The organism is Moraxella sp. CTOTU47618 (genome assembly GCF_032017425.1).
Classification (GTDB): domain Bacteria; phylum Pseudomonadota; class Gammaproteobacteria; order Pseudomonadales; family Moraxellaceae; genus Faucicola; species Faucicola tetraodonis.
In genome coordinates this window covers 85,720-112,610 of record NZ_DALZPW010000002.1, presented here as the reverse complement: position 1 = coordinate 112,610, position 26,891 = coordinate 85,720, and the positions used below count along the sequence as shown (strand labels likewise).

Sequence of the window (26,891 nt, the reverse complement as noted above, 5' to 3'; positions counted from 1 at the left end):
AGAGATAAATTAGAAACCTTTGCACTAACAAATAAACAAAAGTTTGTAAAAGTGATATAATACAGTAAAGTCAAAAAGATAGCAAAAGACACGAATATGGCATGGAAACAAACAGGGCAACTCTCCCTAGCAGACAGTCTCATCAATGGTCATAAAGCCATCGAAGAACTTGATGAACTACACAACCTTATCAACTGGCAAACTATCGAGCAAACCTTACGCCACGTTCATAGCAGTGATCGTGGCGAAAGTGCCTTTCACCCTGTCATCATGTTTAAAATCTTACTACTACAAAAACTCTATAACCTATCCGACCCAGCCATGGAAAAACAACTGGCAAGAGATTTACTATTTCGTCGCTTTGTTGGTCTATCGCTTACCGATAACGTACCCGACCACAGCACCATCTGGCGATACCACAAACACTTAGGTGAACTTTGACTCATAAAACCCTTATTCAACCAAATTAGTCAACAACTAGCCGAGCAAAATATCATCATCAAAGCAGGCAGTGTTAGCATCATTGATGCCAGTATCGTTGAAGCCAAAAACAAACGAGCTAAAAAAGGCAAACATACCGACAATACCCAAGATAACGAAGCTGCCTACGTCAGTAAAAAAGACAGCACAGGCAAAGTGAAAACCACCTACGGCTTTAAAATCCATCTTAATTGTGATGAAAACAGCTTTGTCAAAAAGATTCAAACTACCCCAGCCAATGTCCATGATTCACAATGTTTTACCACGCTTTTAACAGGTGATGAATCAGCCGTTTACGCCGACAGTGCGTATAAAAGCCAAGACCATGACGACTATCTTGCCGAGCATGAACCGCCTATCAACAATCATATCCATGATAGGGCATGGCGTAATACACCACTTACCGAACAACAGAAACGTACCAATACCCAAAAGAGCCAAACCAGAAATACGGTAGAACGGGTATTCGGTCATTTTAAATTATGGGATGAGCAAGGCTCGTCATCTTGGCTTAATGCAATTTCATACCCGTACATTGCTTGCTAGCATTGTGCATAATTTAAAAACTGCCCTAGGTTTGAAGCGAAAATACGGACTATCTTAGGATTATTGTGTCTGTTGGTTGGCAAAACTAGCCAATAGACGTTAATTTACTGCAATTTAGGAGACTTTTATGCCAATTCGGTGACTTTTTTCGCTTTTTTAACACCAATTCCAGTTTTTAGTTGAGTTTGAAATTGGTGTCGAGAGATAGTCGCTGGTTTGTGCAAAGGTCTCTAACAATTAAAAAACCATGAAAAAATGCCTGTAACTACAGACGTTTTTTCAATTTTGGTAAGCCATTAAGCAGGCTGTTTATCAGCTTTAACCACATTGATGAGGTTATCAACCACCTCTGGTTCTGCCAAGGTTGAAGTATCGCCTAAACCTTCAAATTCATGCGCGGCAAGTTTACGCAGAATACGGCGCATGATTTTACCGGAGCGCGTTTTTGGTAAGGCTTCGACCAAATATAGCGAGTCTAAGTTGGCGATTGGACCAATCTCACCACGGACATGACGGTTGATTTCACCTTTAAGCATCTCGCTTGGCTCTTCGCCCGATTTTAAGATGACGTAAGCGGCAACGCCTTGACCTTTAAGCTCATGCGGCATACCGACAATAGCCGCTTCAGCGACGGAAGGATGCGATACTAACGCACTTTCAATCTCGGCCGTACCTAGGCGGTGACCAGAGACGTTTAAGACATCATCCACACGACCTGTGATCCAATAATGACCGTCTTCATCGCGCAGGGCACCATCACCTGTGAAGTAAGCGCCTGGATAGGTGCTAAAGTAAGTTTCTAAAAAGCGTTTATGGTCTCCCCAAATGGTACGCATTTGACCTGGCCAACTGTCTTTGATGATTAAGTTGCCTTCGGCAGCGCCCGTTAATTCAGCACCTTCGGCATCGACAATCGCTGGCTTGACGCCATACAGCGGATTCATCGCGGAGCCTGGTTTGAGATCAACCGTATTGGGGATTGGCGTCATCAAAATACCCCCTGTTTCAGTTTGCCACCAAGTATCGACAATCGGACAACGTCCTTCGCCCACCACGTTATAATACCAGTTCCAAGCTTCAGGGTTGATAGGTTCACCCACCGAGCCCAACAGACGTAAGCTGGAACGGTTTGATTTACGGACGTAATCATCGCCTTCTTTCATCATCGCTCGAATGGCGGTTGGCGCAGTATACAAGATGGTAACGTCATGCTTGTCAACGATATGACCGATACGCGCCCAATCTGGGTACTGCGGCACTCCTTCAAACATCACGGTCGTTGTGCCGTTGGCAAGCGGTCCATATACCACATAGGTGTGACCTGTGACCCAGCCCACATCGGCGGTACACCAAAATACGTCATTGTCTTTGATATCAAACACGTCACGGAAGGTGGATAGGGCATAGGTCAAATAACCACCGGTGGTGTGTACTACGCCTTTAGGCTTGCCAGTTGAGCCTGAAGTATAAAGTAAAAATAGCGGGTCTTCGGCATTCATTGGCTCTGGTGGACAGTCTTCAGAGGCATTGTCGATTAAGTTGTGATACCAAATATCGCGGCGTCCGCTCATGGGGATGGATTCACCGGTACGGTACACCACAATGACATTTTCAACACATTCGGTGCCGTCATGGTCTAGCGCACGATCCACATTTTGTTTAAGCGGCGTATGTTTACCGCCACGCACAGATTCATCAGCAGTGATGACAATTTTTGATTGGCTATCGATGATACGGCTAGCTAGACTGTCTGCTGAAAACCCGCCAAATACCAATGAGTGAACCGCGCCAATCCGCGCACAAGCCAGCATCGCAACCGCCGCTTCAGGAATCATGGGTAAATAAATGGTGACCCGGTCGCCTTTTTTGACGCCTTTACGACGCAGTGCGCTACCAAGGCGGCATACTTCTGAATGTAGCTCTTTGTATGAGATGATTTTGTGAAGTGAGGGGTGATCGCCTTCCCAAATAATCGCAGGCTTGTAAGGGTTTTCAGCAACGTGACGGTCAAGACAGTTGACCGATAGATTAAGCTCACCATCTTCAAACCATTTAATGCTAAAATTGTTTAGGTCATAATTGACGTTTTTGATTTTGGTGGGTTTTTTTATCCAATCAATCCATTCAGCGCGTTTTGCCCAAAACGCTTCGTTATTTTCCACAGATTCTTGATAGGTCTCGGCGTATTTTTGGGGAGTGGTGTTGGCTTTAGCGGCAAATTCAGCGCTATGAGGGTAGCTCTTCATAAAACATTCCTTGTTATGACAGGGGGGTGGGGTAATACTCTAAATGGCTACGAACTGACAAACGGCTCAAATAGGTAGCGGGCTTAACTTAAAAAACAACATTTTCACGTTGATAAGCTAACATTGACAAGTTGGCAGTAACACGGGCTAGCAACAGAGCGATAAAACGAGCCATCAATAAACGTCCGCTCACTATGAAAATGCAATACAATCTAATCCTTGATTCTAGAGTGCCTTTTCCTTAGTTTGGCAAAAAATCACAAATTTTGCAATGTTACTCAGGATATTTTTAAGGATATTTTTTCCGATCTTGGGCAAATATCTTTATTGTAAGCAGATTCTCATTTGGTCTTTTACTTGATAAATAGCGGTCATCATGCAGCAACAACATATTTCACCAAATACTTCACCAAAGATTGACACGGTTCAAAATCACGCTGGGTCAACAAACGCACCGTCCACGTTGGCGTATGATGTTATCATCATCGGGGCAGGGGCATCAGGACTATTTTGTGCATTGACAGCGGGCAAGCGCGGACGGCGGGTACTGGTGGTAGATCATGCCAATAAAGCGGGCAAGAAAATCCTTATGAGTGGCGGTGGGCGCTGTAATTTTACCAACTATGACATTGAGCCCAAGCATTATTTAAGTAGCAATCCGCACTTTTGCAAATCGGCGTTGTCACGGTATCTAAATTGGGATTTTATTGGGATGGTTAGCCAGTATCAGATTCCTTATCATGAGCGTGAGCATGGGCAACTGTTTTGTGATACCTCTGCCAATGATATTTTGCAAATGCTACTGACTGAGTGCCGCGCCAATCAAGTGACTATTCAACTAAAAACCACCATCCAGCAAATCCAAGCGTTACCCGACAATACGGGGTTTGTTTTAACGGTCAATCAACAAGCCAATCAACCAGCGCATCAAAAAAGTAGCGAGCAAACCTTAACTTGTCACTCATTGGTAGTCGCCACAGGGGGGCTGTCAATTCCGACCATGGGTGCGACAGGATTTGGTTACCAAGTAGCGCAGCAATTTGGGCATACCATTGTACCAACATCGGCAGGACTCGTACCCTTTACCTTTACCGATAAGATTGGCAATGCGATTAAATCGTTATCGGGGGTTAGTTTTGAGGTCATTGCGTTTAACGAGCGCATCAGTTTTAGGTTACCTGTGCTATTTACCCATCGCGGTTTATCCGGGCCTGCGATGTTACAGCTATCGAATTATTGGCAGGTGGGCGAGCCGATTTTTATCAATTTATTCCCAAGCCTTGATATGGCAGTATTTTTAACCGAGCAAAAAAAACAACACCCAAAACAGCTGATTAGAACCGTGCTAAACGACCAGATAGGCGCGGCGACGCTACCTAAAAAAGTAATGATTACTTTGCAAAATTTATTGTGGCAAGACATGGCTGAGACTGAGCTTGCCAATATCAAAGACGAGAAGTTAGCGCAGCTCGGTGAGCAGCTCAATGCTTGGCGTTTGACGCCATCAGGCACTGAAGGCTATCGCACAGCTGAAGTCACCCGTGGTGGCGTTGCTACTGATAAAGTCTCCTCAAAAACCATGCAAAGTCAGTTACAACCGAATTTGTATTTTATCGGCGAGGTGCTCGATGTTACTGGTTGGCTGGGTGGCTACAATTTCCAGTGGGCTTGGGCAAGCGGGTTTGTGGCTGGCGAAGTGGTTTAGTTATAAAATGGTTTAGGTTTGAAATGGGTTAGGTATTGATAAACCTAAAAAAACGGTTAAAAAAGGCATCAGCGAAATGCCTTTTTTATTTTAATCTTTAAGCCATTTATTTTAACTTATTTACGTTAATCAAGTTTGGTGGGTGTTTAGTGTTGGCGCGCAACCGGTTGTTGCAGTGCTTGAGGTAATTCAAGAATGGTCAGGTTACTGGCGGCAATATCATCGGGACGCCCGACGACCAAGGCTTCAAAACCTGTGTCAGTAGCAATGCTATTGACCACATCGACACTGCCAATTTTTTCACCTGGGTTAGGTATATCACCGGTACCTGCTACGCGGTGGAGCCAAGCTTTTGGGCTGGCTTTAAAATATAACCGGGCAATGATTTCTTGACCTAAATAACAGCCTTTATCGTAGTCAACCCCGCCGTGTTGGTGTAGACGTAACTCTTGGGGTTGCCATAAGCCTTGGGTGGCTGTGACAATCCAGTAATTACCTGTAGCGATACTCGCTTTTTGCCATGCTTTGCGGTTAGCGTCGGTGTCAGAGCCATTCTCTGATTCACTAAAACTAGGTACCCCATTGTCAACAACCGCAAAAATATCACGTGGGGCTGATAAGGTAAGTTTTGAGAACGCCGCGTATTTTTTGATATGCTTGGCAAACTCATCGGCACAGTCTTGGCTGATGACGATTTGGTAAGCGTCATCCGCTATTTTCCTAATCCAAATACCCAACGCAACGCGCCCTTTGAGATTACTAATTGCGGTCGCTTGGTACTGCTCGCTGAGTTTGGTGACGTTGCAGGTCAGTTGTCCTTGCAAGAATTTTTGGGCATCGGCACCGGTTATATCAAAGACGACGAAATCTGTCATGGTGGCTCTCTTTTTATTTGCTAAAAAAATTATAATCAAAGTTTTGCACAATTGGGCTCGGACTGCAATCATGCTTTATTAGGTTATGCTTGACTAAATGCTGGTTTAAGTCCTGCTTGAATAAGTTCTGATTTAATGCTGTTACTAGGTCATCTGTCAGAGGGTTTGTCTGTACTAGCTGATTACTATTATTGGGGTGACTTATCGCGTACAATACACTATCTTAAGACCATTAAATTTTTCTAAGATAATTGAGCGTGTGCTATGAGTTTACCTGCCTGTCCCCCATGCCCCAAGTGTAAAGAAAATTATACCTACCAAGATGGCGATTTATTGATTTGCCCGATGTGTGGCTTTGAAGCAGCGCAGCAGGCATGGCAAGCGGGCGAAACCGAAGCAGACAGCGAGCAAGTTATTAAAGATGCTGTCGGCAATGTGCTACAAGATGGGGATAGTGTGACGGTTATTAAAGACTTAAAAGTCAAAGGCGCAAGCACGCCCATTAAAGTTGGCACCAAAGTCAAATCCATTCGCCTGCTCCATGATGCTACCGATGATCATGATATTGATTGTAAAATTGACGGTTTTGGCGCGATGAAACTCAAATCCAGCGTCGTCAAAAAAGCCTAGTTTTGGGAGGGTTTGGGCTTTGTTTGGGGCTTTGCGTTTGCAATGGATATTGACACCCAAAGCTTATCTTTTTTTATGATCTCCCAAAAGCTGTCACAATAAATTCAGTAGGTGATTGTAGAAAAATACGTTACAATAAGGCTATTTTTCTACAAATTTAATCATATACTTTTTTGTTAGTAGGTAATTGTGACCGCCTTATCTCATATTCGTAATTTTTCTATTATTGCCCATATCGACCACGGTAAATCCACGCTTGCCGACCGCATTATCCAAATGTGTGGTGGTCTACAAGCACGTGAAATGCAGGCGCAAGTACTTGACTCGATGGATATTGAGCGCGAGCGCGGTATTACCATTAAAGCCCAATCTGTCACACTGTATTATAACCACCCAAACGGTGACAAATACCAATTTAACTTTATTGATACCCCAGGGCACGTTGATTTTTCGTATGAAGTGTCGCGTTCACTGGCGGCTTGTGAAGGCGCTTTGCTGGTGGTTGATGCCGCGCAAGGCGTAGAAGCGCAGTCGGTTGCCAACTGTTATACCGCAATTGAGCAAGGTCTTGAAGTATTACCGGTACTCAACAAGATTGACTTACCGCAAGTGGATCCTGAGCGTGTGATTCAAGAAATCGAAGACATTATCGGGATTGAAGCGATGGATGCACCGCGCGTGTCTGCCAAGACAGGGGTGGGCGTGGATGATTTGCTACAAGCGATTGTTGAGCGTATTCCCGCGCCTGAAGGCGACCGTGATGCGCCTTTGCAAGCGTTAATTATTGACTCATGGTTTGACAATTATCTTGGGGTTGTGTCACTGGTACGTGTGCGTCAAGGCACGCTCAAAAAAGACGATAAAATCCATATCAAATCCACCAAAGGCACGCATATTGTGACGTCAATTGGGGTATTTACCCCAAAATCGTTTGAGACCAATATCTTGGAAGCCGGCGAAGTGGGTTTTGTGATTGCCGGTATCAAAGACATTGGCGGCGCGCCTGTGGGCGATACCATTACCCTTGCCAAAACCCCAGATGTAGATAGCATACCAGGGTTTAAAAAGGTCAAGCCACAAGTCTATGCCGGTATGTTCCCTGTTGATTCGAGTGACTTTGAGGCATTTCGTGAAGCGCTACAAAAACTGCAAGTCAATGACGCTGCGTTGTTTTTTGAGCCTGATACCTCTGATGCCCTTGGGTTTGGTTTTCGCTGTGGTTTCTTGGGGATGCTGCATATGGAAATCATCCAAGAACGTCTTGAGCGTGAATACGATTTAGATTTGATTACCACCGCCCCGACCGTTATCTACGAAATCAAAAAACGGAGTGGTGAGATTATCCAAATCGATAACCCATCAAAAATGCCTGACCCAGGTCTAATTGATGAGTTTCGTGAGCCGATTGCGCGCTGTCACATTTTGGTACCACCCGATTATCTGGGTAACGTGATGACATTATGTATAGAGCGTCGTGGTATCCAAGTTGATATGAAGTTTATGGGACAGCAAGTGCAGTTGACCTTTGATATTCCGATGGGTGAAGTGGTCATGGACTTTTTTGACCGTCTAAAATCGGTGTCACGTGGCTTTGCGTCACTTGATTACGGCTTTGAGCGCTTTGAAACAGATAAACTGGTGCGGGTGGATGTACTCATTAATGGCGAAAAAGTTGATGCATTGGCGATGATTTGTCATGCTGAGCAAGCGCGCTATCGCGGTAATCAGTTGGTTGAAAAAATGAAAGAATTGATTCCGCGTCAAATGTTTGACGTAGCAATTCAAGCGGCGATTGGTAGCCAAATCATTGCCCGTAGTACTGTCAAAGCCATGCGTAAAGACGTACTTGCCAAATGTTATGGTGGTGACGTGTCACGTAAGAAAAAACTACTGTCAAAGCAAAAAGAAGGTAAAAAACGCATGAAGCAAGTGGGGCGTGTCGAGATTCCACAAGAAGCGTTTTTGGCGGTATTAAAAGTGGATAATCAGTCGTAGAGGCAAGTATGGATTTTGATTTTAATTTGATTCTTGTTCCTGCGACCTTGATTTTGGGCGCTATTTGGCTACTGGATAAATTGGTGCTAAAGCAAAAGCAAAGCAAAGGATTGGAGAAATCGACTGCGCCGGTGCGATGGGCGTATGATTTTTTCCCGATTTTAGCGATTGTGCTCGTAGTGCGCTCGTTTTTGATTGAGCCGTTTAATATCCCCTCATCGTCGATGGTGCCCACCCTTTATACGGGTGACTTTATTGCGGTCAACAAATACGCGTATGGTATACGCTTGCCACTGGTGAATACCAAGGTGCTTGATTTGGGCGCGCCACAGCATGGTGATGTGGTGGTATTTCGCTATCCTGAAAACCCAAAAATTTATTATATCAAGCGGGTGATTGGCGTGGGTGGGGATACGGTGAGCTTTAACAACGGGCAGTTAAGCGTCAATGGCAAAGCGATTGCGACCACGCCTGCCAACTTTACCCCCGACCCTAAGATGACAGCGCAGCTATATCCGCCAGGGAAAACTGAGACCGGTGAGCTTATGACAGCTGAGCAAGCAGCGCAACTGGGCAATCAAGAAGAACAAACAGCCCAGTATGTGCAAGAATCGCCCAGCAGTAATCATCAACATTTGGTGCGCTATTTGGGTGACAAGAATTGGTTTCAATATGCCAGCTTTTTGCAGCAAGCGTCACCTCAATTGATGGCAAGCCAAGGTCAACAATGGCAACTAACAGTGCCTAAAGGACACTATTTTGTGATGGGCGATAACCGTGATCGCAGTGCTGATGGTCGTTTTTGGGGGTTTGTACCTGATGAGAACCTAGCGGGTAAAGCCGTGTATGTGTGGACGCACAAAGCCAGTGGATTAAGTCTACCCACCTTTAATCGCAATGGCGCAATACACTAACCGCTTGCTTTAAAAAATTGGATATCAAAGCCTTTGTTGTTGAGAATATTTAATTAACTAAAGCTTACATTAACCTATCTTGAGCGATGATAAAAGGAGAATACGGCATGAACCTACCAAGTCATCAGCGCGGCGCCAGCGTCACGGGTATCGTGATTATGATTGTACTCATCGTCGTGTGTGCCAAACTCGGTTTAGCTATTATCCCTGCCCAAGTCGGTCACTACCAACTCAAAAAATCGTTGGCTTTTGAACTCAAAAAGTCCAATGACAATAAAGAAAGTGTCAAAGAGTTTTTAGGTAATGTCAATTCCCAATGGCATATCAACGGTCTCAGCCAAAAGGCAGAGGACGTCGTGGAAGTGGTGGATAATACGCCAGGTGAGATGTCAGTGAAATTAAAATACGATGAAGCAAACAACTTTTTTGGTAACGTCGATATCGTCAATCGCTTTGAAGATACCATTAGCGCAGAAGATGCCAAAGTCGCCAAGCAATAGTTATTGAATTTGTAGCCCCAATCTTAAGTAAGTGATAGCCATGTGATGATTTCACTGGCGAATACTTTTCTAACAATTTGAAGCAGATGAATTTACCAATCACTATCCCCACCTTTAATCTCAAAAAACTACCGCCACAAGTGCGTCAATTAACCGCGCTTTTTTATCAAATGGGTTATCAGTTTGATAATGTGAATTTACCCATTATGGCACTCATGCATCGCTCATTTGATAGCGAACACAATTATGAGCGATTAGAGTTCTTGGGAGATGCATTGCTCGGTGTGATCATCGCAGAAGCCTTATTTTTGCGCTATCCCGACTATAATGAAGGTCGGCTCAGTCGCTTACGTGCATCGCTTGTGCGCGAAGAGACCTTGGTAATTATTGCAAAGCAGCTCAATTTATCAGATTACTTGATTTTAGGGGTGGGCGAGCGTAAAGGCGGTGGTCGTCAACGCGCCTCAATCTTGGCAGATAGCGTTGAAGCCTTGATTGGCGCTATTTATCTTGATAGCCAAAATTTTGACACGGTTAAAGCTTGTGTACTGGCGTGGTTTGAAGATTTGTTCGAAAAAGTGAAAGAACAAAAAGTGCTAAAAGATGCCAAAAGCCGTTTACAAGAGCTGTTGCAAGCACACCAACTTGCGCTGCCACGCTATGAAGTGACCGAAACCATTGGCAATGCCCCCAATCAAATTTTTGTGGTCAGCTGCCAAGTCGAAATTATTTTTGACAATAAAACCGCCAAACCCATAGCGCCAACCCAAGCTTTAGTCACAGCACAAGGGGAAAGTCGCCGTATTGCCGAGCAGCGCTGCGCCGAAGCCATGCTGACTAAAATCAGTGATTTGTTACCCCCGCTGCGCTAATTTGCCGACCTGCTATACTGTCAACACCCAAATTTGATGAAATGCTTACTGAAATTTGCTCAAAACTCTTCTACAATAATTTGTACCCTTTAAACCAATGTTGAGATCCCACTTTATGTCTAACCAAGCAGACGCTACCCAACAAACCACCACTGACCCAGCTGTCGATATTCCATCAGCGGACAACAACCATGATGTTATCAGTCAATTTTTCAGTGGGCAAAGCGAATCAGCACCCGCGCGTGCGGTGGATTTTCGCACGGGATATGTAGCCATTGTCGGACGTCCAAACGTGGGTAAATCAACGTTAATGAATCATGTGTTGGGTCAAAAATTGTCGATTACCTCGCGAAAACCCCAAACCACCCGCCATCGCATTATGGGAATTTTGACCAACGAGCAATTACAAGCGATTTTTGTTGACACCCCAGGTATCCATAGCCGCGAAGTGCGCGCCATCAACGAGCGTATGAATAAAGCCGCAACTTCGGCTTTGGCAGACGTTGATGCGGTATTGTTTGTGATTGATAGCCTAAAGTGGGTAGAAGATGATGAGCTGGTGTTTGCCAAAGTGCAAAATTTGGGTGTTCCTGTGATTGCAGTGATTAATAAAAGCGACACCATTAAGGATGAAGCTCAGCTGTTCGCGCTACTACAAAAACTGCATGATACCCAAGTATTTAGCGATATCGTGCCCGTATCTGCGTTACGGGCGCACAACTTAGATGAGCTAGTACGAGTCATCGGTAAGCATTTACCGATTGCAGCGCCAATCTATGATGCAGAACAAGTTACTGACCGTTCAGAACGCTTTTTAGCCAGTGAAATCATTCGTGAAAAAGTGATGCGGGCATCGGGCGATGAGATTCCTTACGATTTAACGGTGCAAATTGATACCTTCAAGGATGAGCCCGCGCATCAAGACCCAAAAACAGGCAAATGGCGTAAAGCTGTGACCTTTATCGATGCCACGATTTTTGTCGAGCGTCAGGGTCAAAAGGTGATTGTCATCGGTGATAAAGGCGAAAAAATCAAACAAATCGGCATCGAAGCGCGCCAAGATATGGAAAAAATGTTTGATAAAAAAGTGATGCTGACGCTGTGGGTCAAAGTCAAAAAAGGCTGGTCAGATGATGAGCGTGCGCTAACGAGCTTGGGCTACTAGGTTATAGGCTAAAGGCTACTATGCGCAATCAACTGCTAACAGGTTATATTTTGCACCAAAAGCCGTATGGTGAAAGCCGTAGTTTGGTTTACCTGTTTAGTGAAGAATGGGGCGTAGTACATGGTATCGGTAAAAAAAACTTACCGCTATTTATCCCCATACAATTTTTTGGCAATGGTAAAAATAGCCTAAAAACCTTTAGTCAAAGCCAGATTTTGCAAAATCACATTATCCTCACCGGACAAAGCCTGTATGCAGGCATGTATCTCAATGAAATTTTGCAAAAACTATTGCCTGTTGAAGAGCCGTTTGCTGAGATATGGCAAGCATACCAGCAGTGCGTTGCAAACATGGCAACGCTGTTTGTCGACCCAGCGCAATCGCCATATGATATGACCCGTTTAAAGTGGTATTTAAGACGCTTTGAAAATGTATTGTTTGAACAATTAGGCTATGGGTTCGATTTTGCTAAAGATGCGTTAGGGGATTTAATAGTCTCATCGCAGCGTTATCAATACCAACTACAGCAAGGATTTATGCCAGTTTTACCCTTGGATAAACCCGACATATCATTAACAGGTGAGCAGCTGCTAACTTGGTATCAATGTTTGCAAGATGAAGCTAGCTTTAACCAAATGATGCAACAAGATTTTGATTTAGCCAAACAATTGGTCAATAGCATCAGTGCCATGCACCGCCATTTGATAGATAATTTACTCAATTATCAAACCCTGCAAAGCCGAGAACTTTGGCAGCAGCTTACCCAATATCAATAAGCTTACTCAGTATCAATAATAGACAAAATAGGGAACGTCATGACCAGCAATCAACCCTTACTCGGTGTCAATATCGACCACATTGCTACCCTGCGTCAAGCGCGCGGCGTGGCGTATCCCGATCCTGTGGCAGGGGCATTAATTTGTGAGCAGGCAGGGGCGGATGGTATCACGCTGCATTTGCGTGAAGATCGTCGTCACATTCAAGATGATGATGTTTATCGACTTGCCAAAGTCATAACCACTCGTATGAACCTTGAAATGGCAGTCACTGACGAGATGGTTGCGATAGCCTGTGATGTTAAGCCAGCTTGGGTGTGCTTCGTCCCTGAAAAACGCCAAGAACTGACCACCGAAGGCGGGCTTGATGTGATTGGCAATCAGCACAAAATAGCCAGTGCGATTCAACAGTTACATCAGGTCGGCACTCAAGTGTCACTATTCATTGATCCAGAGTTGGCGCAAATTGATAAAAGCATTGCGCTCGGGGCAGATGCCATTGAACTACACACGGGCGCCTATGCTGACTATTGTTTGCAACATGACCAAGTTAAAATTAACCATGAAATCAACCGTATCAAAACAGCCGTGACTCATGCCCACGAGTCAAAAGCAAGTTTACTGGTCAATGCAGGGCACGGTCTTACCCGTGACAACGTTGCACCCATTGCTAATATGGGTGGCATCCATGAACTAAACATCGGTCATGCCATTATTGCAGACAGTGTGTTTATGGGACTTAGCGAAGCGGTGAGCGCAATGAGAAAAGCATTTACAGCAAAAGCCTAGCTATTAGGGGCAATTAAATTGTTCAACTGAGTAGGGCTTATATTTAATAATGCCTGTTTTACTGAAACTTACCTTTAGTCGATTATCGACCTTACCATCTAAAGGGCAGTATTGAATATTACCCATATAACCAATGGGTCTAGCGTTTTCTGGCTTAAAAATAATATAGTTGTTATTCAACGAGATATTTGCCGTCAGCACCCCCCAGGACAAATCTAACGTAAGCTGATGATTGAGTTTGTCTACCGTTGCCTCATAGCTGTTATTGTTATTTTTATCGATAAAGCTAATCAGCTGATGACCGCCAGTTGTCACGCAAGCCAAGTTATCATTAGCGACACAGGCTATCACAGGGTTTTGATAAATCAACGCCTCTTGTTTTGCGCTGCTTAAAAAATTCATTAAGCTTGAAGCGGTGCTTTTTGCTTCCATTTGCTTTAAGCTGTTGGTAATAGTAATCGAAGCCATCGCTACGATGATAGATAAAACAGCCACAACGACAACTGTTTCAATCAAAGTAAACCCCTGTCTTTTTGTTGAGAACACATTGGATTTCGAATCATTCATGCTATTAGAGCTACCGGCTAGATCATGATGGAATAACACAATAAACGATTTTAGTTCATTATTATAGAGAGTTTTGATAAATTAACAAACAAATATTGATATAAAAGATAGGATTAGCTGGTTATAACGCTAATAAAAGCGACCAAAAGACTGGTACTGTCTGACCTGCTGAAGTCTTCAAAACCGATTGATGGGTTTACATGTTAAATCATCTATACGATGTTATTAATGTTAAGCCATTATCTAGACGAAACTGTTTTAGTGGTATGGCAAATGTATCACTCACACATTAAGTAAATGAATGTCACTAGAATGTATCATTTAGTGACAGTATGAATTTAAGATATGGTAAATTTAAATAGACTGTATTAAAATCCTTCTCAAGATAAGTGTATAGTTCTGATGTGTAATGTCGAATCATGATGGTTGTTGAATTTTTAGTATCGGGCGAAAGTGATTAGCTTAGCTACTAAAAAATAAAAATATAACATATTGTGATGTTCGTGTAATATTGTGTAGCAATGTAAAAAAAAGAGTTGTAAACACAATTTTTAGGCGTTAAGCTATATTTAACAAGTTCATAAATTGCATGTGTTTTGATGTGTTATTTTGTGAATTAACTGTCAGGTTATTTTAATTTAAAATGAGCCAATCCTTTGGAGGAATTCTATGAAGCTAAATAAAATCGCTCTAGCAGTTGTTGCTGCAGCTGTTATGCCAGTAGCCGCTAACGCAGGCGTTACTGTTACACCTTTACTATTAGGTTATCATTATGTAGACGGTATCAGCAAAACTGAAGACAAACAAGGCGAACAATTCGCAGGTACTCACCAAGATAACGACTTGTACACTGGTGCAGGTATTGGTATCGAATTGACACCTACTATCGCACTTGAATTAGAGTACGGTGAAACTGATTCTGATGCATTAAATGGCAACGGCGATAAAGTTAACGGACATGATTTTGAACAAAAATCATACTCAGGTAACTTTACTATCGGTACTGAAACCTTTAGTGGCTATACTAACAGCCCATTTAAGCCATATGTGTTAATCGGTGCAGGTCAATCAAAAACCTCAATGGCATTTGATGATGGCAGCAAAGCAACTTCTAAAGACACAATTGGTAACTTAGGTCTTGGTGCTTACTACCGCATCAATGACGCATTAAGCTTACGTGGTGAAGGTCGTGCGATTTATAACTTCGATAACGATTGGTGGGAAGGTCTAGCATTAGCAGGTCTTAACGTGGTTCTAGGTGGTCACTTGGCCCCAGCAGCGCCAGTAGTTGAGCCTATCCCTGTTGAACCAATCGTTGTGACTGATGGTGATGACGACCAAGATGGCGTATTAAATAGCGTTGACAAATGCCCAGGCACTCCATTAAATGTTGTTGTAGATGCTGACGGTTGCCCACGTGAAATCCCAGTTGATGACGCATTACGTATGGAATTACGTGTATTCTTTGACAATGACAAAACTGTCATCAAAGATCAGTACAAACCAGAAATCCAAAAAGTTGCTGAAAAAATGAATGAATATCCAAATTCAACAGCTTCAATTGAAGGTCACGCTTCAAAAACTGGTCCATCTGCGCGTTACAACCAACGTTTGTCTGAAGCACGTGCAAATGCGGTTAAATCAATGTTAGTTAACCAGTTTGGTGTTGCACCACAACGTATTAGCACAGTGGGTTACGGTTATGACCGTCCAATCGCAGACAACAACACTGCTGAAGGCCGTGCAATGAACCGTCGTGTATATGCTATCATCACTGGTAACAACTCTGGCACAACCGTTCAAACTAAAGACATGAACGTACAATAATTAGTTATTAAATAAAAAAAGCTACCCTCGTTGGTAGCTTTTTTTATTTTTATTATCAGCTATAAACTCAACTTAGATAAATTTAATCTATTTTTAACGATAAGATGTTATACTACCGCGTGTTTTAATTTTCCTTCCTAGCCGAATTTTCAAGAGCTATTTTTTTATGTCAGATTCAATCAAAAATCTTCGCAATATTGCGATTATTGCCCACGTTGACCATGGTAAAACTACTCTAGTCGATAAACTGTTACAACAATCAGGTACTTTTGGTGAGCGTGCCGCAGAAGTTGAACGCGTCATGGACTCTAACGCATTAGAGCAAGAGCGTGGTATTACCATTTTAGCCAAAAACACGGCGATCAAATGGACCAATCCTAAAGACGGCGTTGAATACCGTATTAACATCGTCGACACCCCCGGTCACGCCGACTTCGGTGGTGAAGTTGAACGGGTGATGTCGATGGTTGACTGTGTGTTGTTATTAGTTGATGCCGTTGATGGTCCTATGCCACAAACCCGTTTTGTGACCTCAAAAGCATTTGCCCGTGGCTTAAAGCCAATCGTGGTGATTAATAAAATTGATAAACCAAGCGCCCGTCCAGACTGGGTCATGGATCAGGTGTTTGATTTGTTTGATAATTTGGGTGCGACAGATGAGCAGCTAGATTTTCCCATCGTTTATACCTCTGCCATGAATGGTATTGCAGGGTTATCGCCTGACGAGCTTGCAGAAGATATGCAGCCATTGTTTGAAACCATCGTTAATGTTGTTGAGCCACCACAGGTGGATACGGACGGTCCATTCCGTATGCAGATTTCAAGCCTTGATTATGATAACTTCAAAGGTTTGATTGGTATCGGTCGTATTCAGCGTGGGTCAGTTAAAACCAATACGCCTGTAACAATTGTGGATAAAGAAGGTAATAAACGCAACGGCCGTATCTTACAAATCATGGGTTACCATGGTCTTGACCGTATCGAAGTACCTATGGCACAGGCAGGTGATATCGTATGTATCACGGGTATCGATGCGTTAAATATTTCTGATACTATCTGTGATCCACAAAACGTAGAAGCCTTACCACCGCTAAGTGTCGATGAGCCAACCGTATCGATGACTTTCCAAGTCAACAACTCACCATTTGCGGGTAAAGAAGGTAAATTCGTGACGTCACGCAATATTCGTGAGCGTCTAGAACGTGAGTTAATTCATAACGTGGCACTTCGCGTAGAAGATACCGACAGTCCTGATAAATTTAAAGTCTCAGGTCGTGGGGAACTTCACTTATCTGTATTGATTGAGAATATGCGCCGTGAAGGTTTTGAACTGGGTGTATCACGTCCAGAAGTAATTGTTCGTGAAATCGAGGGTGAGAAACAAGAGCCGTTTGAAAATGTGATTTTTGACGTTGAAGAACAGCACCAAGGTGCGGTAATGGAGCAAATGGGCTACCGTAAAGGCGAATTGACCAATATGGAAGTTGACGGCAAAGGTCGTATCCGTATTGAAGCGGTAGTACCGTCACGTGGTTTAATCGGTTTTCGCTCTGAGTTCTTAACCATTACCTCAGGTACTGGTATCATGACCTCAAGTTTCTCACATTATGGTCCTGTGAAAACAGGCGATGTGGCAAAACGCCAAAATGGGGTGTTGATTTCTATGGTGAATGGTACTGTATTGGGCTATGCGCTATTTAACCTTCAAGAACGTGGTCGTATGTTTGTATCACCGCAAACTGAAGTCTATGAAGGTATGATTGTTGGTCAAAACTCACGTAGCGATGACATGGTAGTCAATCCAACCAAAGCAAAACAGTTGACGAACGTGCGTGCCAGTGGTACCGATGATGCGATTATTTTAACGCCGCCAATCATTTTTACCCTTGAACAAGCGCTTGAATTTATTGAAGATGATGAGCTGGTTGAAGTGACACCAAAATCAATTCGTCTACGCAAAAAATACTTGACTGAAAATGAGCGTAAACGTAACGGTCGTAAATAATAGCAGATTTAAGCTATAAAATTTTGAAAAAGCCTAACATTTATTTACAAAAAGCTTGTACCTGTTACGAGCTTTTTTAATTTAATCTACACACTGGCAAAGTAAAGGTTTAAAATTTTACACAATTCCTTATGATGATAAGGGCTTTTTAGTCAACGATTGTAGCAACTATTTTGAAGGTAGGAGAAGTAATATGAGTATGATGTCAGAATTTAAAGAGTTTGCCCTCAAAGGTAACGTGATGGATTTGGCAGTGGGTGTCATCATCGGTGGCGCATTTGGTAAAATCACGACGTCGTTGGTAGAAGATATTATTATGCCGATTATCTCTGCGATTATGGGCGGCAGAATCGACTTTACCAATATGTTCGTGGTATTAGGTGATGTACCTGCAGGCACCGCTATGACGTATGATGCACTGAAAAAAGCTGGCGTGCCTGTGTTCGCTTATGGTAATTTTGTCACCATCTTAATCAACTTTATTATTTTGGCATTTATCATATTTATGTTGGTGAAAGCCATGAACCGCCTACGCCGTCAAAGCGAAGCGCAAGAAGCGGCTGCACCAGAACCTTCAGAAGAAGTACTATTGCTACGTGAAATCAGCAGTAAATTAAGCAAATAACGGTTTGTAAAAAAGCTGATAGATTAAAATTTCAGCCCATGTTATTTATAAATGAAAAAAAGCCTCCATGATAACTGGGGGCTTTTTATTGATTGCTAGTCAATCTACATTTTTTATCTATACATATTCATCAGCTAACGACAGTAAGGCAAGTTATGACAAAGCAGGTAATCGTGCTTGGTGCAGGGGTGGTGGGTGTCACCACTGCTTGGCAGCTTCGACAAGCAGGGTTTGAGGTAACGGTAATCGAGCGTGAAAGTAGCGCTGCACTGTCAACATCGTTTGCCAATGGTGGGCAAATATCTGTGTCACATGCCACGCCTTGGGCAAACCCTGATACACCCTATAAAGCGCTAAAATGGTTATTGCGAGAAGATGCGCCATTGTTGTTTCGCTGGCATAGGTTGTTGGGTTTATCGGGCAACGCGGGACAAGATACAGCCCCTGATATGGCGCTGTGGCGATGGGGTTGGCAGTTTTTGCAGCAGTGCAATGCGAAAAGTGCTGATGCTAATTTGGTGCAGATGGTCAATTTAGGATTATACTCTTGGCAAGTACTCGGCGAAGTCAGGGCGCAAACGGGCATTGATTATGACTGTCTGACACGCGGTATTATGCATTTTTATACCGATCATGCGGAGTTTCAAGCAGCGATAGCACCCACTAAGCGGATGCAGCAATTGGGTTGTGATCGGCAAGTAATTAGTGTGGATAAAGCGATAGAATTAGAGCCTGCGTTAACTGGTATTGGCAAAGAATTGGTTGGGGCGACTTATACGGCACTTGATGAATCAGGGGATGCGCAAAAATTCACCCATCGCTTGGCCGCACTTTGTCAACAGCAAGGGGTAACATTTTTATTTAATACTGCCATCAAACGACTTATTTATCATAACCAACACATTGACGGTGTGGAAGTAATATCCGTTGATAGCAGAGATAATACCGCTTTGCCAGCGCAGTCACAGATACTGTCCGCCGATGCTTATGTACTGGCGTTAGGGAGTTATAGTCCTGCCTTAGTCAAAGCGTTGGGCATCAATCTACCCATCTATCCTGCCAAAGGCTATTCAGCCACGTACCCCGTGTTGCGACCCGATGAGACACCTTATGTGAGCTTGATTGATGATGAGTTTAAGCTGGTATACTCGCGCTTAGGCGATCGCTTGCGAGTAGCAGGAACGGCTGAATTTAACGGGTTTAACCTTGAACTAAATCCCGTTCGTTGCCAAGCGATTACGCGGCGAGTGACAGAAGTGTTTGGGGATGCGGTAGATTTGACCGAGCCGAATTATTGGACAGGGCTGCGACCGATGACACCGTCAAATGTGCCGATTATCGGTCGCGCGGTCAATCGCCAAGGACGTATTGATAATTTGTATCTCAACACGGGACATGGCACTTTGGGCTGGACGCACTCGAACGGCTCAGCAAAAGCGATGGCTGATATCATGCAAGGGCGCCAGCCACAAGTAAATTTTAACTTTGTGGGCTTGTAGGGTTAAGGGGTTGGGTTGGAATACTGGCGGATTTTGGAAAGGTCACAGTGAAGGTCGAGCCTTTGCCAACTGTGGAGGTGATATCCAAGGTGGCATGATGCTGATACAAGACATGCTTAACAATTGCTAGCCCCAAACCAGTACCCCCTGTGTCACGGCTTCGACCCGTGTCCACGCGATAAAAACGCTCGGTTAAGCGCTGAATATGGCGCTGCTCGATACCAATGCCATTGTCGGTCAAGCTAAAACATACCCCCGCGTCACACTCATGCCAGCTAATACTAATCTCACCACCTTTGGGGGTGTATTTCATGGCATTGGTAATCAGGTTACTGAGCGCACTTCGCAGATAATCTTCATAACCCAAAATATGTAACGTGCTGTCGATATGCAAATGAATCATATGGTCGTATGACTTGTTGTACATTTGCGCATCGTCAAACAATTGCATCAGCATTTTGGAAATATCAATGTCTTTGGGCTCAGCGGGCTTTTCATCGTTCTCTAGTCGAGATAATAACAGTAAGTCATTGATGATGTTATTCATGCGCTGACTTTGCTGCATCATCTGAGTAAACGCGCGAGCAATACGCGGATCTAAATCAGGCTGTTCACTCAAAGTCTCCACATACCCCATGATGACGGTAAGCGGCGTGCGAAGTTCATGCGAAACATTTGCCACAAAGTCTTTTCGCATCTGTTCTAAATGCTGAAAACGGGTGACATCATAAATCAGCAGTAATTTTTCTTGCCCAAATTTGGTAATCTTGCACTGCACATAGCGCTCGATATTAGACGGGTTATGGATACGCACACCATCTGGATAGTCTTCAATGTGGTGATAATATTGATGAAAAAGCGGGTTGCGAATAATGGTCAACACATTGCGACCTTGGTCGGGCGCTTTAAATTGAAAAAGCCGCTCGGCAGAGTTGTTCCACCATTCGATACAGTCATTTTTGTCAATCAGAATAATCGAGTCTTGCAATGCGCTTAGCGAGTCGCGCACTTTTTGCACCAGCGAAACGGTTTGCTGATGCGCCAATTTCTCTTGGCGATTGACTTGGTAGATATTGCTGGCAACGACACTAAGGTTGGACTCAAATGCAGGCGGCGGCTCATCGGGGTTTTTGTTATACCATGCTTTAAAGCGTTGTATCGACCATAAAAAATATAGCTGATACAGGCAAAGCCCTATCGCCAGTCCCCAACCCCAAAACCCTAATAGCCCGCCAATCAACAGCCCGGCAACCCCAACTGTCATCACGGGTAAAATGCTCGACCACATATTAATTTTTCTAGCATCCATTGAGAAAGCTTACTATAGCGAAGTTGGGATAAGTTGGCAAAAATTTCAATGCGATTAATCAGACTATTGTTAGTCGATTTTATTAGAAAAGCGATAGCCTGTGCCACGTACAGTTTGGATATAGTCCGCAAACCCAAATGGCTCAAGCACTTTACGCAGGCGGCGGATATGCACGTCAATGGTACGATCTTCAACGTACACATTGCCACCCCAAACTTGATCGAGTAGCTGGGTACGGGTATAAGCCCGCTCGGGATGACTCATAAAAAAAGCAAGTAGCCGATACTCTGTCGGTCCGATATCTACCGCTTTGTTATTGGCACTCACGCGCTGACTGGCAGGGTCTAGCGACAAGCCGCCCACATCAATGGGTTTTTCGCCTGACAATGCGCTACTACGGCGCAATACCGCTTTGATACGGGAAACCAATTCACGGGTGGAAAACGGCTTGGTGATATAGTCATCTGCCCCAGCGTCAAGTCCTTGAACTTTGTTGTCTTCTTCGCCTTTGGCGGTGAGCATGATGATAGGAATTTCAGAGAGCATTTCATCTTTTTTCAGGCGGCGGCATAAATCAATGCCTGATAGCCCATTGGGTAGCATCCAATCTAATAAGATGAGGTTGGGACGATGATCGACCACCAAATGATGTGCTTGAGAGACTTCTGAGGCTTGCAAACAATCAAATCCTGCCATCTCTAGTGTGGTCACGATCATTTCTCGAATGGCAGGCTCATCTTCCACTACCAAAATAGTTTCATTTTTCATAAATTTCTCAAGCGATAAAAATAGACAACTGTTTGTCAAAACAATTTTATGACAACAATATTACAATGCCCATATTACAACTTCAGAATATGACAGAAAAATGACAACGATAAGCTTTTAGAGCTTTTATTTGTGGTGTTGTAAAAAATTCGGCGTTTGACTCAATTTTTGGTACTTAACACGGGTCGCATCACAGTTCAAAAATAAAATTTATCGGACCATCGTTGCAACTGCTGACTTGCATATCTGCGCCAAATTCGCCTGTTTGCACGGCTGCATATTGCGTCTTGGCATACGCTACTATCTGCGCAAACAAAGCTTTGGCAGTGTCGGGCGCCATCGCGGGCTTAAAATCAGGACGTCTACCCGATTGGGTATTGGCAAGGAGGGTAAACTGCGACACTAACAGTAAGCCGCCATTAACCTCTTGCACATTTTTATCCATTTTGCCTTGCTCATTTTCAAATACGCGATAGGTGAGGATTTTATCAATCATTTTTTGCCCCACCGCGAGCGTATCATCATGCCCAAGGCCAAGGTAAACAAGTACGCCGTGTGCAATCTCGCCGACGATTTGTTGTGGGTGAGGCGCTTGGTTGACTGCTACTTTGGCAAATTTCACCCGTTGTAGTACTGCTTTCATGATTTTTCCTATCCGTCAGTTTGAGCGTAAGCGGCTTAACTTAAAAGCTAGCTTGTCGCTTAACTCATAGCCCAGTGTTTAATATACCGTGATTCTAAGGGGGAATTTGATTATAATAAGCCAACTTTAAAATGCCAATCTCGAGTAACTTATGACCTTGTTTACGACGTTACAATCGCTTGTCCCACAACAAAAAATCAGTGAAATCGCAGGTCGTCTTGCCCAAAGCCGTCATCCGATGGTGAAAAAAACTTTTATTCGTACCTTCGCTTCGGTGTATGGTATCAAGCTAGAGGAATATGCGCGCGGTAGTTTTTCTCAGTATGACAGTTTTAATGATTTTTTTACCCGTGAGCTCAAAGATGGCGCGCGCAAGATTGATGATGACCCAGATGCGCTGATCTGTCCTGCAGATGGCATGATATCGCAATTGGGGCAAATCGATAAAGACCAAATCCTGCAAGCTAAAGGCAAATCGTATGAAGTCGGGCAATTGCTCGCGGATTATGAACTTGGCAAAGCCATGCAAGAGGGAAGTTTTGTCACCGTGTATTTGGCACCAACCAATTATCACCGCGTGCATATGCCGTTTGACGGTACTTTGGTAGAAACCATCTATGTGCCAGGACAGCTATTCTCGGTCAATAATGAGACCGCTGAAAACATTACCGATTTGTTTGCCCGTAACGAGCGCTGCGTGTGTGTGTTTGATACCGAATTTGGGAAAGCTTGCGTTGTGCTAGTCGGGGCGATGATTGTAGCAGGAATTGAAACAGTGGCTACAGGCAAAATCAAACGTAGCGATCGCGTGCAGCGTCAAACCCATCACATGACGTTGAAAAAAGGCGATGAACTTGGGCGGTTTTATTTGGGCTCAACGGCGATTGTGGTATTACCAAAATCAGCGGGCATGGCTTGGGGCGCAGGTCTTTCTAATTCAGTGCCGGTGACAATGGGTCAACGTCTAGGTACTTTTTTGCAGTAAGCTGTCAAGGTATTCGCTAAATAAAGGTAGCAAAGGCTGCCTTTTTTATTGGGTCTTTTACGCAATCTGCATGGTTGATTGCTCACATAAACTAAACGATAACGAAAAATATTTTAGGAAAATTTGTTTATAATAGCCGACTTATGATTTTTGCCTGCTTTTTTATTTAGACACGCTTTTTTATTTAAATTGATCACTATGAACCTACCGCTAACACCGCAACCTCAGCCAGCACACGATTTAGACTATCCGACAGTTTGGATTATGATTTTGGGCTTGATTATTGCCATCGGCCCGCTGTCGATTGATATGTATTTGCCGGCCTTGCCCAGTATGGCACAAGATTTTGGCGTGGCAACGGCTTTTATGTCCAATTCGGTGCCGGCTTATTTTGTGGGATTGGTGGTCGGGCAGTTGTTTTATGGCCCGATTTCGGATCGGATTGGGCGCATCAAGCCCTTGTATGTGGGCATGGTACTGTATGTGATTGCTTCGGTGATGTGTGCCACGACCACCAATGAATACGTGTTGTTTGTCTCACGAACGCTACAGGCGTTAGGCGCGTGTGTGGGAACGGTGGTGTCGCGGGCGATGATTCGTGACCGCTTGCATCCCAAGCAAATGGCAAAGGCATTTTCGCTGATGGTCCTAGTGATGGGGATTGCGCCGATTTTGGCACCAAGCCTAGGGTCGTTGTTGTTAAAAGTCGCCAGTTGGCGGGTGATTTTTTGGTTTTTGGCAGGGTTTGGTATTTTAAATATCGTGCTGACCCGGCTGTTTTTGCATGAAACCTTGACCGATGAGTTTCGCAACAAACGTCCGATGAATGACGTGCTCAACCAATACTGGGATTTGCTTAAAGACACCCAGTTTAATTATCCTGCGATTGGCGCAGGGCTGCTGATGGGTTCGATGTTTGTGTATATCAGCGCAGCACCTGAGCTAATTATGGAAGGGTATGGGGTGACGCCGCAGCATTTTAGCTGGATTTTTGGCATGAATGCGGCAGGTTTTATTGGGTTGACACAGGTCAACCAATGGCTGGTGAACCGTTATCGTCTAGTCAGCTTGCTGAGATTTGGGGCGGTGATGCAAGTAGTCGCGGCGGCGTGTTTGATGCTGCTGGGTTTAATATTTGGCACGCAAACTTGGCTGCCGTTGGTGCTCGCCAGTATTTTTTGCTGTATTGCAGGGTTAGGACTTACTCAGCCCAATTCAGGTGCCATTGCTTTGGCATTTCAAAAACGCCGTGCTGGCATGGCGAGTGCCTTGCAAGGCTCACTCAACTTTGTCGTCGGTATTTTTGGCGGCTTAGTATTAAATATCCTGCCCTTTAATCCCGTCGCCAAGTTAGGTATTACCATGTTTATGCTCATGACTATCGGCGCATTTTTGGTATTTCAAATCGACAAAAACCTCGATGTGGCGGATGTGGACTAAGGGTTAGTCAAACCGATACACATCCATACCCAAACTAAAATGGGCAAAACTTTCATGCACGATGCTCATCTTTGAGCCTGCGCCTGCCGCAAAAAATAACGGCAATAAATGTTCAGGGGTGGGGTGATTGTGATGGGCAAATGGATGCGCCCGCCAATCTAAAGCCGTTGGCATATGTTGTTTGAGTTGATGAATCAACCAATATTTAAATTCACGTGCCTCAGCATCCACCTCAGCACTATCAAACTGTACCTGCGCCAAATTATGGGTGACACTGCCAGAGCCGATGAGTAATACTTGCTCTGCCCTCAGTGGCGCCAATAAAGCCCCCAACTGAAAACACGCATAACTATCAAAATGCTGCGGCAGCGAAAGCTGCACAATCGGCACATCTGCCTGCGGATACAAATGCACCAGCGGCGACCATACCCCATGATCAAACGGACGCAGTCGATTGACCGACGTGCTAACGCCCAAAGCCTGCAACTGCTGTGCCAGCTGCTCAGCAATCAGGCTATCGCCTTTGACAGGATAATCGATGGTATACAGCGCCTTTTGAAAGCCGCTAAAATCATGCCAAGTAGCGGGCGCCGCATTACCATTGATTTCTAGATGCTGGCTTTGCCAATGCGCAGAGATGATGATAATCAAGCGTGGTTTTGGCAGATTTTGTCCAAATTTATTCAGCGCTTGGGTAGTACGGTTGTTTTCGATAGCAATCGTCGGCGCCCCATGTGAGATAAACAAACTGGGCAAGGTATAAAGCGGGTACGGTGTTTTGGGTAAAAATGGCTGCAGGCTGATTGGTTGTTTTTCGGTTTTTTCCATCAATTTTCTTAAAGTTGCAGTGATAAAAAGAAATGGTAACGAATTAATAAGGATTAACTAAAAAGGATTAATAGGTTAAATAAGGGGAAAATTCGCAAAAACAAGCCATGTCAGCGATTTCATACATAATCATACATAACAGGTTAACTGGAAAAAAATTAAAAATAATCACCACGATGATACGGATGATGATGGATAATGGTCATAGCGCGGTACAGCTGCTCCATCAGTAGCACACGCACGAGTGGATGCGGCAAGGTGAGATTGGATAGCGACCATTTGAATGTCGCATGGGCTAATACCTCTTTTGAAATGCCATCAGCACCCCCAATCACAAACGCCATGTCATCACCCAGCTGCATGGCTTCGCCAACTTTAGCCGCTAAATCTTCGGTTGATAGATTCCTACCGCGGACGTCTAGGCAAATCAGCTGTTCGCGTTTGCCTGCTGAATTTTTGGCTTGGTGCGCTTGCAGAATTAGCCCGCCTTCGGTGATGGCATATTTTTCAAGCTCGGCAGGCGAAGGGTTTTTGGCGCGTTTGCAGGCAGGGATTTCAACGATTTCGGTGCTAAGCATGGGCTGAATACGTTTATAATAGTCGTCAAATCCCGTCTGCACCCAAGCTGGCATTTTTTGTCCAACGGCTAAAATTCTTGCTTTCATGGGTTCCCCTTTGTTATCTTTTGACCAGTCTATGTCACTGTGGTGATTCACTGTTAGCCATTGAACACTCATTAGCGAAGCCAACTATATTTTCGCTATCGAAGCCAGCTATATTAAAGCTTACTTAAAACTTAAATTAAAACTTGAAATGAACCATTTAAAAACCAACCATTTAAAAACGCTTGCAACGCACCCATATACAATGCGATAAAGCTTAAAGCAACCTAAGCTGAGCTA

General features: G+C 44.0%; 23 protein-coding genes and 1 pseudogene. 16 read left to right on the top strand and 8 right to left on the bottom strand.

From position 1 onward, the window contains the following. Window positions 1-96: 96 nt before the first annotated feature. Window positions 97-1,084 (top strand): annotated as a pseudogene (locus RTS09_RS02700) (IS5 family transposase). 238 nt (window positions 1,085-1,322) lie between these two features. Here the strand turns inward: RTS09_RS02700 and acs are convergent. Continuing rightward, a complete protein-coding gene (gene acs / locus RTS09_RS02695) occupies window positions 1,323-3,272 on the bottom strand; it encodes an acetate--CoA ligase (RefSeq protein ID WP_309575856.1) in 1,950 nt (649 codons plus the stop codon). 376 nt (window positions 3,273-3,648) lie between these two features. Between acs and RTS09_RS02690 the strand changes: the two genes are divergently transcribed. Then, window positions 3,649-4,977 (top strand): BaiN/RdsA family NAD(P)/FAD-dependent oxidoreductase, encoded by a 1,329-nt coding sequence (locus tag RTS09_RS02690; RefSeq protein WP_312534104.1) that lies wholly within the window; start codon window positions 3,649-3,651, stop codon window positions 4,975-4,977. A 146-nt stretch (window positions 4,978-5,123) separates the two neighbouring features. On the opposite strand, the gene ygfZ is transcribed toward RTS09_RS02690, so the two are convergent. Continuing rightward, on the bottom strand, window positions 5,124-5,852 hold the full coding sequence (gene ygfZ, locus RTS09_RS02685; protein ID WP_312534101.1) for a CAF17-like 4Fe-4S cluster assembly/insertion protein YgfZ: 729 nt from the start codon (window positions 5,850-5,852) through the stop codon (window positions 5,124-5,126). A 264-nt stretch (window positions 5,853-6,116) separates the two neighbouring features. Here ygfZ and RTS09_RS02680 point away from each other — a divergent pair, with 264 nt between their 5' ends. From RTS09_RS02680 to pdxJ, 8 genes are all read left to right on the top strand, one after another. Next, window positions 6,117-6,482 (top strand): zinc ribbon domain-containing protein YjdM, encoded by a 366-nt coding sequence (locus tag RTS09_RS02680; RefSeq protein ID WP_159375429.1) that lies wholly within the window; start codon window positions 6,117-6,119, stop codon window positions 6,480-6,482. A gap of 189 nt (window positions 6,483-6,671) precedes the next feature. Continuing rightward, on the top strand, window positions 6,672-8,477 hold the full coding sequence (gene lepA, locus RTS09_RS02675; RefSeq protein ID WP_076774812.1) for a translation elongation factor 4: 1,806 nt from the start codon (window positions 6,672-6,674) through the stop codon (window positions 8,475-8,477). An 8-nt stretch (window positions 8,478-8,485) separates the two neighbouring features. After that, on the top strand, window positions 8,486-9,391 hold the full coding sequence (gene lepB / locus RTS09_RS02670) for a signal peptidase I (protein WP_312534098.1): 906 nt from the start codon (window positions 8,486-8,488) through the stop codon (window positions 9,389-9,391). A 107-nt stretch (window positions 9,392-9,498) separates the two neighbouring features. Next, on the top strand, window positions 9,499-9,891 hold the full coding sequence (locus RTS09_RS02665; protein WP_312534095.1) for a DUF4845 domain-containing protein: 393 nt from the start codon (window positions 9,499-9,501) through the stop codon (window positions 9,889-9,891). 86 nt (window positions 9,892-9,977) lie between these two features. Beyond that, entirely contained in the window at window positions 9,978-10,763 is a 786-nt protein-coding gene (gene rnc, locus RTS09_RS02660) for a ribonuclease III (protein WP_050324849.1), read from the top strand. A 115-nt stretch (window positions 10,764-10,878) separates the two neighbouring features. Further along, window positions 10,879-11,928, top strand: a complete 1,050-nt coding sequence (gene era, locus RTS09_RS02655; protein ID WP_224054614.1) for a GTPase Era — start codon at window positions 10,879-10,881, stop codon at window positions 11,926-11,928. Window positions 11,929-11,948: 20 nt separating this feature from the next. Continuing rightward, the gene (recO, locus tag RTS09_RS02650; RefSeq protein ID WP_312534085.1) at window positions 11,949-12,704 is read left to right on the top strand and encodes a DNA repair protein RecO; all 756 of its coding nucleotides are present in this window, start codon (window positions 11,949-11,951) and stop codon (window positions 12,702-12,704) included. Window positions 12,705-12,743: 39 nt separating this feature from the next. After that, window positions 12,744-13,493, top strand: a complete 750-nt coding sequence (gene pdxJ, locus RTS09_RS02645; protein WP_312176325.1) for a pyridoxine 5'-phosphate synthase — start codon at window positions 12,744-12,746, stop codon at window positions 13,491-13,493. Between the two features lie 3 nt (window positions 13,494-13,496). On the opposite strand, the gene RTS09_RS02640 is transcribed toward pdxJ, so the two are convergent. Continuing rightward, on the bottom strand, window positions 13,497-14,060 hold the full coding sequence (locus RTS09_RS02640; protein WP_312534084.1) for a GspH/FimT family pseudopilin: 564 nt from the start codon (window positions 14,058-14,060) through the stop codon (window positions 13,497-13,499). Between the two features lie 669 nt (window positions 14,061-14,729). Here RTS09_RS02640 and RTS09_RS02635 point away from each other — a divergent pair. The 4 genes from RTS09_RS02635 to RTS09_RS02620 all read left to right on the top strand — a co-directional run bounded on the left by RTS09_RS02635 (window position 14,730) and on the right by RTS09_RS02620 (window position 20,016). Then, on the top strand, window positions 14,730-15,887 hold the full coding sequence (locus RTS09_RS02635; protein WP_312534082.1) for an OmpA family protein: 1,158 nt from the start codon (window positions 14,730-14,732) through the stop codon (window positions 15,885-15,887). A gap of 166 nt (window positions 15,888-16,053) precedes the next feature. Continuing rightward, complete coding sequence (typA, locus tag RTS09_RS02630; RefSeq protein WP_036595294.1) at window positions 16,054-17,892, top strand: translational GTPase TypA; 1,839 nt, start codon at window positions 16,054-16,056, stop codon at window positions 17,890-17,892. Window positions 17,893-18,085: 193 nt separating this feature from the next. Then, window positions 18,086-18,517: a large conductance mechanosensitive channel protein MscL gene (gene mscL / locus RTS09_RS02625; RefSeq protein ID WP_036595296.1), complete on the top strand. Its 432-nt coding sequence runs from the start codon at window positions 18,086-18,088 to the stop codon at window positions 18,515-18,517. A gap of 92 nt (window positions 18,518-18,609) precedes the next feature. Continuing rightward, window positions 18,610-20,016, top strand: coding sequence for a D-amino acid dehydrogenase (locus RTS09_RS02620; RefSeq protein WP_312534080.1), 1,407 nt, complete (start codon window positions 18,610-18,612; stop codon window positions 20,014-20,016). On the opposite strand, the gene phoR is transcribed toward RTS09_RS02620, so the two are convergent. From phoR to dtd, 3 genes are all read right to left on the bottom strand, one after another. Next, window positions 19,997-21,304: a phosphate regulon sensor histidine kinase PhoR gene (gene phoR, locus RTS09_RS02615; protein WP_312534077.1), complete on the bottom strand. Its 1,308-nt coding sequence runs from the start codon at window positions 21,302-21,304 to the stop codon at window positions 19,997-19,999. The genes RTS09_RS02620 and phoR overlap by 20 nt on opposite strands. 90 nt (window positions 21,305-21,394) lie before the next feature. After that, a complete protein-coding gene (phoB, locus tag RTS09_RS02610; protein ID WP_007115106.1) occupies window positions 21,395-22,093 on the bottom strand; it encodes a phosphate regulon transcriptional regulator PhoB in 699 nt (232 codons plus the stop codon). Window positions 22,094-22,283: 190 nt separating this feature from the next. Continuing rightward, window positions 22,284-22,736 (bottom strand): D-aminoacyl-tRNA deacylase, encoded by a 453-nt coding sequence (dtd, locus tag RTS09_RS02605; RefSeq protein WP_312534074.1) that lies wholly within the window; start codon window positions 22,734-22,736, stop codon window positions 22,284-22,286. A 151-nt stretch (window positions 22,737-22,887) separates the two neighbouring features. Here dtd and asd point away from each other — a divergent pair, with 151 nt between their 5' ends. Both asd and RTS09_RS02595 read left to right on the top strand, forming a co-directional pair. After that, the gene (asd, locus tag RTS09_RS02600; RefSeq protein ID WP_065264347.1) at window positions 22,888-23,721 is read left to right on the top strand and encodes an archaetidylserine decarboxylase; all 834 of its coding nucleotides are present in this window, start codon (window positions 22,888-22,890) and stop codon (window positions 23,719-23,721) included. A 198-nt stretch (window positions 23,722-23,919) separates the two neighbouring features. Then, the gene (locus RTS09_RS02595) at window positions 23,920-25,161 is read left to right on the top strand and encodes a multidrug effflux MFS transporter (protein ID WP_312534068.1); all 1,242 of its coding nucleotides are present in this window, start codon (window positions 23,920-23,922) and stop codon (window positions 25,159-25,161) included. 3 nt (window positions 25,162-25,164) lie between these two features. On the opposite strand, the gene RTS09_RS02590 is transcribed toward RTS09_RS02595, so the two are convergent. Further along, window positions 25,165-25,989 carry a DODA-type extradiol aromatic ring-opening family dioxygenase gene (locus RTS09_RS02590; protein WP_312534066.1) on the bottom strand — a complete coding sequence of 275 codons (825 nt, stop codon included), beginning with the start codon at window positions 25,987-25,989 and terminating at the stop codon, window positions 25,165-25,167. Window positions 25,990-26,147: 158 nt separating this feature from the next. Next, window positions 26,148-26,654: a 23S rRNA (pseudouridine(1915)-N(3))-methyltransferase RlmH gene (gene rlmH, locus RTS09_RS02585; protein ID WP_312534064.1), complete on the bottom strand. Its 507-nt coding sequence runs from the start codon at window positions 26,652-26,654 to the stop codon at window positions 26,148-26,150. Between the last annotated feature and the right edge of the window lie 237 nt (window positions 26,655-26,891).